This window comes from Deltaproteobacteria bacterium (assembly GCA_016210005.1).
Classification (GTDB): Bacteria; Desulfobacterota; Binatia; order HRBIN30; family JACQVA1; genus JACQVA1.
In genome coordinates, this window is record JACQVA010000220.1 from 1 (window position 1) to 12,497 (window position 12,497).

Annotated in this window: 11 protein-coding genes; 7 read left to right on the forward strand and 4 right to left on the reverse strand. The window is 65.6% G+C overall.

The annotated features are described in order from the left end of the window. Positions 1-352: 352 nt before the first annotated feature. From HY699_21150 to HY699_21180, 7 genes are all read left to right on the forward strand, one after another. The gene (locus tag HY699_21150; GenBank protein MBI4518315.1) at positions 353-1,666 is read left to right on the forward strand and encodes a UDP-glucose/GDP-mannose dehydrogenase family protein; all 1,314 of its coding nucleotides are present in this window, start codon (positions 353-355) and stop codon (positions 1,664-1,666) included. Further along, positions 1,663-2,628, forward strand: coding sequence for an SDR family oxidoreductase (locus tag HY699_21155; protein ID MBI4518316.1), 966 nt, complete (start codon positions 1,663-1,665; stop codon positions 2,626-2,628). Before HY699_21150 ends, HY699_21155 begins: the two co-directional genes overlap by 4 nt. Further along, a complete protein-coding gene (locus HY699_21160; GenBank protein ID MBI4518317.1) occupies positions 2,625-3,554 on the forward strand; it encodes an NAD-dependent epimerase/dehydratase family protein in 930 nt (309 codons plus the stop codon). Before HY699_21155 ends, HY699_21160 begins: the two co-directional genes overlap by 4 nt. A gap of 104 nt (positions 3,555-3,658) precedes the next feature. Then, positions 3,659-5,458 (forward strand): elongation factor 4, encoded by a 1,800-nt coding sequence (gene lepA, locus HY699_21165; protein ID MBI4518318.1) that lies wholly within the window; start codon positions 3,659-3,661, stop codon positions 5,456-5,458. A 56-nt stretch (positions 5,459-5,514) separates the two neighbouring features. After that, the gene (gene lepB / locus HY699_21170; protein ID MBI4518319.1) at positions 5,515-6,189 is read left to right on the forward strand and encodes a signal peptidase I; all 675 of its coding nucleotides are present in this window, start codon (positions 5,515-5,517) and stop codon (positions 6,187-6,189) included. A gap of 21 nt (positions 6,190-6,210) precedes the next feature. Further along, positions 6,211-8,715, forward strand: coding sequence for a VCBS repeat-containing protein (locus HY699_21175; GenBank protein ID MBI4518320.1), 2,505 nt, complete (start codon positions 6,211-6,213; stop codon positions 8,713-8,715). 3 nt (positions 8,716-8,718) lie between these two features. Then, positions 8,719-9,153 (forward strand): GatB/YqeY domain-containing protein, encoded by a 435-nt coding sequence (locus HY699_21180; protein MBI4518321.1) that lies wholly within the window; start codon positions 8,719-8,721, stop codon positions 9,151-9,153. A gap of 34 nt (positions 9,154-9,187) precedes the next feature. On the opposite strand, the gene HY699_21185 is transcribed toward HY699_21180, so the two are convergent. The 4 genes from HY699_21185 to HY699_21200 form a co-directional block, all read right to left on the reverse strand. Further along, the gene (locus HY699_21185; protein ID MBI4518322.1) at positions 9,188-9,361 is read right to left on the reverse strand and encodes a hypothetical protein; all 174 of its coding nucleotides are present in this window, start codon (positions 9,359-9,361) and stop codon (positions 9,188-9,190) included. Positions 9,362-9,700: 339 nt separating this feature from the next. Next, on the reverse strand, positions 9,701-11,341 hold the full coding sequence (locus tag HY699_21190) for a glycosyltransferase family 39 protein (protein MBI4518323.1): 1,641 nt from the start codon (positions 11,339-11,341) through the stop codon (positions 9,701-9,703). Positions 11,342-11,371: 30 nt separating this feature from the next. Continuing rightward, positions 11,372-11,545, reverse strand: a complete 174-nt coding sequence (locus HY699_21195) for a hypothetical protein (GenBank protein MBI4518324.1) — start codon at positions 11,543-11,545, stop codon at positions 11,372-11,374. A gap of 87 nt (positions 11,546-11,632) precedes the next feature. Continuing rightward, positions 11,633-12,265 carry a TetR/AcrR family transcriptional regulator gene (locus tag HY699_21200; GenBank protein ID MBI4518325.1) on the reverse strand — a complete coding sequence of 211 codons (633 nt, stop codon included), beginning with the start codon at positions 12,263-12,265 and terminating at the stop codon, positions 11,633-11,635. Between the last annotated feature and the right edge of the window lie 232 nt (positions 12,266-12,497).

The window sequence follows — 12,497 nt, forward strand, 5'->3', positions numbered from 1 at the left end:
GTGTAGCGCTGGCGGGTGGTAGCGAGCCGGTGCCGTGGATTCCCGCTTTCGCGGGAATGACAGATTGCGTCCCTTTCGGGAATGACAAATTGCGTCCCTTTCGGCCATGGGCCTCGGCCTGACAGTACACAGTACTGTCAGACTGGTGTGGTTTTGCCCGGTCGGCTGCACGTTACCTACAGATTTGTCGCACACCCGGCACCAAACGCGCACCGCACCGGGCTCGCGTTGACTTCACGCCGGGCCGCCGCTATAGCTCCGGCGGATTTTGATGACTCCCGCTTGCTCGAAGGGGTCTGGCTTGCCTTGCGGCCGTCAGGCCCTTTTTTGCTGCGGGAAGTGAGGAAGTGCAGTGAAAGTCTGCGTCGTCGGCACGGGATATGTGGGTCTGGTGGCGGGCACCTGCTTCGCCGAAAGCGGCAATGATGTGATCTGTGTCGACATCGACGAGGACAAGATCGCCCGCTTGCGCGAGGGCCGGGTGCCGATCTACGAGCCGGGCTTGGAGGAGCTGATCAAGCGCAACGTGGCCGAAAAGCGCCTGAGCTTCAGCACCGAGCTGCGCGATGCCGTGCGCCGCTCGTTGATCTGTTTCATCGCCGTCGGCACGCCCCAGGGCGGGGACGGCGGCGCGGATCTGAGCGCGGTGATGCGGGTGGCGGCGGAGATTGCCGAGGCCATGGACGGCTACCGCGTGATCGTCGACAAGAGCACAGTCCCGGTCGGCACCGCCGAACGCGTCCGCCAGGTGATGGCGTCGCGCACTGCGCATCCGTTCGATGTCGTCTCCAATCCCGAGTTCCTCAAAGAGGGCGCCGCGATCGAGGACTTCATGAAGCCCGACCGCGTAGTCATCGGCAGCAGCAGCGAACGGGCAACGGAGCTGATGAAGGAGCTGTACGGCCCCTTCGTGCGCAACGAAAACCCCATCCTGACCATGGCGCCGGCGAGCGCCGAGATGACCAAGTACGCCGCCAACGCCATGCTGGCGGCGCGCATTTCGCTGATGAACGAGATCGCCAACCTCTGCGAGCGCGTCGGCGCCGATGTCAGCGACGTGCGCCGCGGCATCGGCTCGGACCGCCGCATCGGCCATCACTTCCTGTTCCCCGGTGTCGGCTACGGTGGCTCGTGCTTCCCCAAGGACGTCAAGGCGGTGATTCGCACCGCCGAGGCGCAGGGGCTCGACTTCGCCATGCTGCGCGCGGTCGAAGCCGTCAATGAGCGCCAGAAGCGCACGATGGTGGCCAAGATCACGCAGCACTTCGGCGAGTACCTGCGCGGCATGCGCTTCGCCGTCTGGGGCTTGGCCTTCAAGCCGCGCACCGACGACATGCGCGAAGCCCCCGCCGTGCCGGTGATCGAAGCGTTGCTGCAAGCCGGGGCCGACGTGCACGCGCATGATCCGGAGGCGCTGGCCGAGGCGCGCAAGATCTTCGGCGAACGCATCAAGTACCACCGCGTCAACTATGAGGCCTTGGACCACGCCGATGCGCTGTTGATCATGACCGAATGGAACGAGTTCCGCCGGCCGGACTTCGAACGGATGCGCCAGCTGATGAAACATCCGGTAGTCTTTGACGGCCGTAACCTCTACGAGCCCAGCGAGATGCGCCAACTCGGCTTCATCTACTATTCGGTGGGCCGCCTCCCGGTTACGCCGTGAGCCCGCAACGCATCCTCATCACCGGCGGTGCCGGCTTCATCGGCTCGCATCTCGCCGATCGCTTGCTGGCCGACGGCCACACCGTCATCGCCATCGATAACCTGTCCACCGGCCATCCCCGCAACATCGCGCACCTGGTCGGGCACGAACGCTTCTCCTTCATCAAACACAACGTCGTCGACTTCATCTACGTCGAAGGACCGCTCGACGCCATCTTGCACCTGGCCTCGTTGCCGAGCCCGGTCGATTACCTGCAACAGCCCATCCCCACGCTCAAGGTCGGTGCCTTGGGTTCGCACAAGGCCCTGGGCTTGGCGCGCGCCAAGCAAGCAAAGTTCCTGCTGGCTTCGACCTCGGAGGTATACGGCGATCCCCAGGTGCACCCGCAGCCCGAGACTTACTGGGGCAACGTTAACCCCATCGGCCCGCGCGGCGTGTACGACGAATCGAAACGCTTCGCCGAGTCGATGACCATGGCCTACCATCGCTACCACGGCATCGACACGCGGATTTGCCGGATCTTCAACACCTACGGGCCGCGCATGCGGCCGGACGACGGCCGCGTGGTCACCAACTTCATCGCCCAAGCGCTACGCGGGCAGCCGCTCACGGTCTACGACGACGGCTCGCGCACGCGCAGCTTCTGCTACGTCAGCGACCTGGTCGACGGCATCGTGCGCTTGCTCAACAGCGCCGAGAGCGAGCCGGTGAACCTCGGTAACCCCAGCGAGATGACCGTGCTCGACTTCGCCAAGCTGATCCAACGACTCACCGGAACGCAATCGCAAATCGTGTTCGTGACGCCCAATGACGAGCGCACCAAGGACGATCCCAACATCCGCCAGCCCGACATCAGCAAGGCCCGCCGCGTCTTGCAGTGGGAGCCGAAGGTGGGGGTGGAGGAAGGCCTGCTGCGTACCATCGAGTACTTCCGCCAGTTGCTCGGCCAGGATCGTGCATGAAAATACTGGTCACCGGCGGCGCCGGCTTCATCGCTTCACACATCGTTGACGCCTACGTGGCCGCCGGCCACGAGGTGGTGGTGGTTGACGATCTCTCGTCAGGCCGGCGTGAGAACCTCAACCCGCGGGCCAAGTTCGTGCAGCTCGACGTGCAGGATCCCGCCATCGGGGAAGTGTTCGCGCGCGAGCGGCCGCAGGTGCTCAACCACCACGCGGCGCAGATGGACGTGCGGCGCTCGGTGGCGGACCCGGTTTTTGATGCCCGCGTCAATATCGTCGGCTTGCTTAACTTGATGGAACACGGGCGCCGCCACGGCCTGCAGCGGGTCGTCCTCGCCTCCACTGGAGGCGCGATCTACGGCGAGCAGGAAGCCTTTCCGGCGCCGGAGAGCCATCCGCTGGCGCCGGTGAGCCCGTACGGCGTCGCCAAGCTGGCCAGCGAGCGCTACTTGTTCTTTTACGCCACCGCCTACGGCATTCCCTACCTGGCGTGCCGCTACGCCAACGTTTACGGCCCGCGTCAGAATCCTCACGGCGAGGCCGGCGTGGTGGCTATCTTTGCGGAGAAACTGCTGCGCGGTGAACAGCCGATCATCAACGGCGACGGCACCCAAACGCGCGACTACGTCTTTGTCGGCGATCTGGTGCGCGCCAACCTCGCTGCCCTCACCACCGATTACTGCGGTGCGCTCAATTTCGGCACCGGCCGTGAAACCGACGTGAGCGTACTCTACGAGCACTTGCGCGGGCTCTGCGGCGCAGCGGCGCCGGCCGAGCACGGGCCCGCCAAGCCCGGCGAGCAGCGCCGCAGTGTCATCGATGCCGCCGCCGCTGCGCGCGTGCTCGGCTGGCGGCCCCAGGTGGCGCTCGCCGACGGGCTGCGCCAGACGGTGGCGTGGTTCCGCGACCGGGGTGGACAGCATTAGTGCCGGCCTTGAAACCACCGCGGCACGCCGATACACGCAGGTAGCGGTGCGGCGTGGCGGCGCTCGGGCGCGCGCGGGGTGCGCCGGCCACGGTTGCTCAATTCATGGATCTGCAATTCATTCGTAACTTCTCGATCGTCGCCCACATCGACCACGGCAAGTCGACGCTGGCGGATCGACTGCTGGAGTTCACCGGCGCGATCAGCGAGCGCGAACGCCAGGCGCAAATCCTCGACAGCATGGAGCTCGAACGCGAGCGCGGCATCACCATCAAAGCCAGCGCCGTGCGCTTGCGCTACCAGGGGCGCGACGGCCAAAGCTACCAGCTCAACCTGATCGATACCCCGGGCCACGTTGATTTCGCCTACGAAGTCTCCCGCAGCTTGGCGGCCTGCGAAGGCGCTTTGCTGGTGGTCGACGCCTCGCAGGGCGTGGAGGCCCAAACCGTCGCCAATGCTTACCTCGCCATCGACAACGACCTGACCGTGTTGCCGGTGCTGAACAAGATCGATCTGCCCAGTGCCGAGCCCGCGCGGGTGGCGGCGGAGATCGAGGAAATCATCGGGCTCGACGCTCACGACGCGGTACAGACCAGCGCCAAGAGCGGGATCGGGACCGAAGACGTCCTAGAAGCCATCGTGCACCGCATTCCGGCCCCCAGCGGCGACCCGCAGGCGCCGTTGAAGGGGTTGATCTTCGATAGCTGGTTCGATCCCTATCACGGGGCGGTGGTGCTGGTACGGGTGTTCGACGGCTGCGTGCAGCCCGGCCTGCGCATTCAGATGATGACCACCGGCGCCGAGTTTGAGGTAACGCGCGTCGGCGTCTTCTCGCCTCGTGCCACGCCGGTGGATGCGCTCAGTGCGGGCGAGGTCGGGTTTGTGATGGCGGGCATCAAGGACATCCGCCAGACCAGCATCGGCGACACGATCACCGCGGCGGCGCGGCCCACCGCCGTGCCGTTTCCCGGCTTCAAGGCGGTCAAGCCGATGGTCTTCAGCGGCCTCTATCCCGCCGACACCACCCAGTACGGCCCGCTGCGTGAGGCGATGGAGAAGTTGCGCCTGAACGATTCCTCGTTCACCTATGAGCCCGAGACCTCGGTGGCGCTGGGGTTCGGCTTTCGCTGCGGCTTCCTCGGCCTGCTGCACATGGACGTCATTCGCGAGCGCCTGGAGCGGGAATTCAACCTCACCCTGATCACCACCGCACCGACGGTGGCCTATCGCGTCACCACCATCACCGGCGAGGTGATGATGGTGGACAGCCCGGTGAAACTGCCCGATGCCCAGAGCATCGCCACCTTCGAGGAACCCTTCATCCTGGCGACCATTCACGTGCCGGAGACTTACTTGGGGGCCGTGCTCAAGCTGTGCGAGGAGAAACGCGGCCAGCAACGTGAGCTGAAGTTCTTCGGCCGCGGCCGCGGCTGTGTGGTCTACGAGTTGCCGCTCAACGAAATCGTGCTCGATTTCTACGATCGCCTGAAGTCGATCAGCAAGGGCTACGCCTCGCTTGACTACGAGTTCCTCGACCTGCGCCCGGGTGATCTGATCAAACTCGACGTGCGCATCAACGGTGACCCGGTGGACGCGTTGTCGCTCATCATCCATCGCGAACGCGCCTACCCGCGCGGCCGCGAGCTGGCGGAGAAGATGAAGGAACTCATCCCGCAGCAGATGTTCGAGGTCATCATCCAGGCTGCCATCGGCAGTAAGATCATCGCCCGCGAGACGGTGCGGGCATTGCGCAAGAACGTCACCGCCAAGTGCTACGGCGGCGACATCACCCGCAAGCGCAAGCTGCTCGAAAAACAGAAGGAAGGCAAAAAGCGCATGAAACAGGTCGGCCGGGTGGAAATCCCGCCCGAGGCCTTCCTGGCCGTGCTCAAGGTGGAAGCCTAGAGGCGAATCGACTATGAGTGAGGTCAGTTCGGTGCCGGTGGGTGGGAAGCGATTCGATGCGTCTCGGGACTGAAGAGTCAGGGCCGATTGCGGCCAAGGGCGCCACCGCGCGCGCGCTGCCGGCCGCGGGTAAGTCGACCGTGCGCGAGTACGCCGAGGCGCTGTTGGTGGCGCTGCTGGCCGCGCTGGTGATTCGCACCTTCGTCGTGCAGGCCTTCAAGATCCCTTCGAGCTCGATGGTGCCGACGTTGCAGATCGGCGATCACATCTTGGTCAACAAGCTGGCCTACGGCCTCCGGCTGCCGCTGGTGGGCCTGCAACTGCTCAGCTTCGGCCAGCCCAAACCCGGCGATATCATCGTCTTCATTTATCCGGTCGATCCCAGCAAGGACTTCATCAAGCGGGTGATCGCGGTGGCCGGCGACGTGGTCGAGGTGCGCAACAAGCGCGTTTACGTCAATGGCACCCCGCGCGATGATGCCCACGCCTACTTCACCGATGGCCTGGAAGACGCCCGCGGCGGGGTGCCGCGCGACATTTACGGACCCACCGCGGTGCCGCCCGATCATGTCTTCGTCATGGGCGATAATCGCGACCGCAGCTATGACAGCCGCTTCTGGGGTTTCGTCAGTCTCGACGAGATTCGCGGCAAGGCCTTCTTGATCTACTGGTCGTGGGATGGCGCTGATCGCTGGGTGCGTTGGGAGCGCTTGGGCGATCGCGTATACTAAATAGCATGCGAGGAGGACGGTATGGGGGCATTCCGCTTAGCGGTGCTGGGCTGGACGATGGTGATGCCGAGTCTTGTGTTGGCGCAAGTGGGCGGCGTGTTCGATGCCGCCGACAACTCTAACTCCCTCGACGGTAAGCCCGCGGCGATCGTGGTCGCGGACATCAACAACGATAACCATCTGGACGTGGTGACGGCCAACGCCGATACCGCCTCGGTTTCGGTCATCACCGGAGACGGCGGCGGCTTCATGGGCTGGTGGGGCCGCTACGATGCCGGCTCGGTCCCGATGGGCCTCGCTGTCGCCCGGTTCGATGACGACGGCAATCCCGATGCGGTGGTGTCGAACGGCAACATGTCGGCACTGACCTACCTCAAGGGCTTCGGCGAGGGCACCTTCGAGGTCACCGGCGATCCGATAATGTTGCCGGGAGTATGCAGCCTCGATCCGGCGCAGGCCTGCAACTCGGATCTGCCGCAAGCGGAAGACGAGTGCACGGCCGCGGAAAAGGGTGAGTGCACGGCCGTTGCCGGGCCCGGTGCAATCGCCACGGCCGACCTCAACGGCGACGGGCTCGCAGACCTGGCCGTCGCCAGCGCGGGCAACAGCGAGGGCGATGCCAAGGTGAGCATATTGTTCGGCCGCGGCGACGGAACCTTCACCGCTGTGGCGCCGATGATCACCGGCACGAATTCCCCGAGCACGCCGAGCACGGCGGGTGTGCTCATCACCGATGTCAATAGTGACAGCCGGCCCGATGTGGTGGCAGCCAATAGCGGTAGCTCGAATGTTTCCGTGTTCCTCGGCGACGGCGCCGGCGGCTTCGGCGCGCGCATCGACTCCAGCGTGGGGGTCGCGCCGACGGCGGTGGCCGCGGCTGATATCAACGAAGATGGCCATCCTGACCTAACGATTTCGATGCTTGACGGCATCCTGGTGCTTACCGGCGATGGCCAGGGCCATTTCACCGCCGGCGCCAGTGCCGGCGCCGGGAATACCCCCAACGGGGTGGTGCTGACCGATGTCGATAAGGACGGGCACGTCGACGCCCTCGTGAGCAACAACCGCAGTTCGGACATCAGTGTGCTGCGCGGCAACGGGCTCGGCGGGTTCGGCCCGGCCAGGTCATTTGTGGCCGACGAGGAACCGCTAGTGATTGCCGCCGGCGACCTCGACGAAGATGGCTTCCCCGATGCCGTCGTCGGCGCCCGTAACTACCAGAATGCCTTCTACCTGCCGGTGTTGCTCAACCACGGCGCGGGCCGCTTGCTGGCGGTCGAGGACTTGCTGATCGGCCAAGCCGTCGCGGCAACCGCGGCCGGCGATGTCAATAACGACGCGCTGCCGGACCTCGCGGTGATCTTCGGCTCAGGCGCGGATAGCCGCGCACAGGTGTTCCTTGCCGGTTCGGACGGGGGCTTCGTCGTCACCACTCCGGTAGCAACGGGGGAATACCCCAACGCGCTCGCGCTCGCCGACTTCAACCGCGACGACAAGCTGGACCTGGTGACCACCAACAACCACAGCGACAATGTCTCGGTCCTCCTCGGACATGGTGACGGCACGTTTGATGCGGCCCGCTCGTCTGCAACCGAACCGAAACCGCTGGCGTGTGCGGTGGGAGACTTCGATAACAACCGCATCCCCGATCTGGCAGTGGCCTCGACGGGCGAGCCGGGGGCGGTCTCGATCCTGCTCGGTAACGGCGACGGCACGTTGCACAGCGCCGCCACGGTGACCGTACAAAACACCCCGCTGGCGCTGGCGGTCGGCCACTTCGACGGCGATGCCAACGACGACGTCCTGGTGGCCAACTTCGGCTCGAATAACATCTCGATTCTACTCGGCAACGGCGACGGTACTTTTCGCACGTCCGACCCGCTGTACGTCGGGCGCGGTCCCGCCAGTATCGCCGTGCTCGACCTCAATCGAGACGGCGCGGACGATTTTGCCGTGGCGCTGGCGAACGAGCCGCAACTGAATGTGGCCGTCTATGCCGGGAGCGCCGGTGGCGTGACCTTCTGGTTGTCGATTCCGGCGGGCGATACCCCCTCGGCGATCGTCGCCCGCGATTTCGACGGCAACGGCCGCCCCGACGTCGTGGTCTCAAACCAGGTGTCCAATAACATCACCGTCTTGGTGGGCACGAACAGCAACCGCTTGTCGCGTCTCGGCAGCGTCACCGTCAGCCGCCAGCCCAAGACCATTGCCGCCGCTGACTTCAACGGCGACGGACGCTATGATGTGGCGACCAGCAACTATGCCCAGACTTCGATGAACGTTTCCGTGGTGAACAACTCCGGCGCCGCCGCCGTACTGCGCGCCGATGGCAACGGCGACGGGCGGCGCGGGGCGGCGGACCTGGTGGCGCTGCAGCGCCAGCTCGCCGACAGCGACACCGGCCGGCCCGAAGATGCCGGGGGCGGCAGCTTTGCCGCCGCACCCGGGGTGGACGCCAACGGCGACGGCCTGATCACGCTGCAAGATGCCCGCGCCACCGTGACGCGGATCTTCCTGGGGAGCTGAACCATGGCCAGCGAAGCGCAGATCCAAGCCGACCTCAGCGCGGCCATGAAAGGCCGCGACATGACCAAGGTGTACGTGCTTCGTGGAGTGTTGGCCGCGGTCAAGAATTTGAAAGTCGAAAAGATGATCAAGGAAGTGCCGGAGGTGGAGGTAGCTGCCTTGATCCGCAAAGAGGTCAACAAACGCATCGAAGCCGCCGGCTTTGCCGCCAAGAGTGGCCGGGACGAGTTGGTGGAGCAGAATCGGGCCGAGCAAGCAGTGCTCGAAGCCTACCTGCCGGCACAATTGGACGCGGCCGCACTCGAGGCGGTGATCCGCGATCTGGCCGCAGAACTCGGTACCACCGCCATCGGCCCGATCATGGCACAGCTCAAGCAACGCTACGCCGGCCAATACGACGGCAAGCTGGCGAGCGAACTAGCGCGCAAGCTGAGCTGACGGCCCGCTACGCCGCAAAGCTCCTCGCCGGCAATCACGCGCCTTGCGGTTCGAGGCCGCCGGCGCTGGTGAGGGTCGCGCCGGTGGCGGCTGCGGTTAGCGGTGCAACCACCTGCTCGATCTGGTTCAGTCCTTTGATCGGTGAGGGGGATTTCCTGGCCGCGCGGTAACAGCAGTCCTTGGGCCGTGCCCCTGTTGCCCCGTTCAAACTTCTCCGCCCGGCTGTTCGGATTTGTCCGCCACCAGGCCGACAGACAGCGGGCGGCGGCGAAAAACTCCTGGCACACCGCTTGCCATCTCTTCTGGTCAGTTCGACGTGAGGAGTGACGAGCCATGCAACTGATTGCGACGGGCAAGTGGTCAAAGGCGAACAAGCGGTGGACGATGCTGGTGGCGCTGCGGCGGCCTGCGAGCACGCCGCCGAAGAGCACCGCCCCGAGCTCCCAGCGCCCGATTCGCCCGAAAGAACGCTAAACCTCGACCCGCGCTTGCCGTGCACGCTCTTGGACCAGCTCTCTTAGCCCCACCCCGGCTTAGCCCGGCGAGATTAGCCTCCCCCCTCGCCGGGCGGCCGGCCCCCCTTTTCGAAAGAGCCGATGCCCTGGTCCACCTCGAAGACCAGAAAGGCGTCCCCGATGGTGCCGGTCACACGAGCGGCGGAGCGCGCCTGTGCGTGGCGCAGCCAGCGGTAGCTCTCGAGGTTGAAGACGCCGACGAACTCGCTGGCTCGTACCACCACCGTGCCGCTGCTTGGCAGCTCCCGGGGTTCTAGCCGGTACGGGCGCCCGCCACGCCGCTCCTGCCATCGCCATAACGCAAAGCGCGCCTGGTCCCAGTCGAGGTTGGAGTCCGCCAAGTAGCGATAGGCTTGCTGGCGCGAGCCGATCAACTGATTGAAGTAAGAGAGATAGCGCGGGCAATTTGCCGCCGTCTCCAACACGCACAACGCGGCGAGCGCGCTGGCGGCGTGCTGCCACCGCGGTGGCCGGCCGTGATCCCAAGCCGCGCCGGCCAAGAGCGCGAGGAACGGAAACGCGGGCAGCAAGTAGCGCAGCCCCACTTGCGAATTCAGCGTCAGACTCAGCTGCACGGCCAACCACAGCACCGGCGCCAGCCACACCCAGTCGCTGTAGCGGCGATGCCGGCGCCACGGACGCGTGAGCAGCAGGAGCAGAAACGGCAGCGGGGTCTTCAGCACCGTGGCGATGAGGTAATAGGAAGCGAAGCCGTGATCGCTGAGGGCGCCGAGTAAGTAGATCCAACCGCCGCCGGTGCGGTCTTGGTCGAGCCGCAGCACCACGTCGAGGCCGGTCAAAAACTCCCGCGGCAGCGGTAGCGGGAGCGCGCCGATCGCCGCCTGCAAGGTTTGCAGCGCACGGCTGGCGCAGGCGAGGTCGCTCAGGCGCGTCAGCGGGTGCTGGAAGGCGTACCCGGCACTGAGCACGGTGCTGGCGACCACACCGGCAAGGAGCACCGCGACGATGCTGGCATGGGCGACCCGCGCCTTGGACTCGATCGGCTCCGCCGTCAACGTGCGGATTACCGCCAACACCACCGCCAACGGCGCTAGCGCCAGCGCCGAGTACTTCGCCAGCAACGCCGCGCCGCAGCCGACACCGGCGATCACGATCCGCTCGAGCGTCGGATCCAACAAGCAGCGCGCGAGCGCGTATACCGCCGCGAAAATCGTGCAGGTGGCCGCAGCGTCGGTGGTCACCAGCCCGGCATGGCCCAATAGTGTAGGAAAGAACGCGATCAGTACGGTAGCCCCGAGCGCGCCGGCGGGCCCGTACACCTCCATGCCCCAGCAAAACACCAGCGCGCAGGTGGCGGCGTAGAAGAGGATGGTGACAAGTCGGCCGGCGTACAGCGGCAAGTGCGCGCTCAGATACTCGCGCTCGCGCGGGGTCAACGGGGCCCACTGCAGCAAAGCGCCGGCCGCGGATCGCTCCAGCCCGAGCCCGGCCGTGATCCGCTCTGGCAGAGCGTTGAGCGCTAGCACCGGCAACTTCGAGCCCTCGATCGGGGCGGTGCGCGCGAAAGAGCCGGCGAATGCAACGCGCCGGCCGTAGGCATACGCAAACGGCTCGTCGTCCGTCAGGCTGGTGCGAAAGATGGTGATGACAATCAGCAGGCTGCCGAGCGCAACCGCGACGGTGGCCCAACGCCGGGCGCGGGCGCGGTTCATAGCCGGCGAGCCGGCGGCTACGCCGCCGCCTCAGGCGCTTTCGCCGGCTTCCCCCGGCGGCGCATAAAGGCGGACCGGTACGATCCGGCGGCACTCCGGGCAGGGAAACGACTTGATCACCGGATAACTAACGATTCCCAGGACAAGTCGCCGCACGTAAGCCTCGCGCGCGGCAACGCAGCAGGGTTGTAAGACGTCAGCCATCGCTCACTCCGGGCGCCGATCCTGCCGTGATTCGCCGGCTGAATCAACCCTGTCCGGCCGCGCAAGCCGATCGAGCAGGTGGCGGCGCTACGCCGGCTTGGCCTTCGCCGGCCGCCCGCCGCCGACTCCGTGGAAAATGAAGTCGACTACGGCTTCCGTCACCTCGGCGAGCGACACCGCCTCCTGGTCGATCCACCATGACACCACCTGAGTGGAGATTCCGACGAGGGCCTGGGCCAGGACCTCGGGGCGGTTACGGCGAAACAGGCCGCGGTTCATACCTCGTGTGATGTTCTCGAAGCCATCGGCGACAAAGCGGGCCTGTGCCCGCCGCACCGCCTCGTGAAACTCGCCGCCGGGGCCGAAGACGATACGAAACAGCTCCCGGTGCTCGTGGGCGAACTGAAAGAAGGCCTCGCAGCTGGCCCGCACGTAAACTCGCGGGTCGCTGACGCGCGCGCGCACCGCCTCGATTTGCCGCCGCAGTAGGCGGCCGGTTTCGTCCACCAACTCGGTAAAGATCGCCTCCTTGGTCTTGTAATAGAGATAGAAAGTGCCGACGCCGACGTCGGCCTCGCGGGCGATGTCGGCGACCTTGGCCGCGTGATAGCCGCGCCGCGCCAGCACCCGTTGCGCCGCCTGCAGCAACTCGTGGCGGGTGCGATCGCGACGGCGCTGGAAGCGATTGGGCGCGGCGGCTTTGGCGACAGTTGAGGGCATGGCCGAATCGGGAGAGACACTGAACCAGAATTCAGTGGCGGAAACAAGCTCGCTGGTCGCTCAGGTGCGGCCGGGGGTGTGCGACAAATCTGTGGGTAACGTGCAGCCGACCGGGCAAATCCTCACCAGTCTGACAGTACTGTGTACCGTCAGGCCGAGGCCCATGGCCGAAAGGGACGCAATTTGTCATTCCCGAAAGGGACGCAATCTGTCATTCCCGCGAAAGCGGGAA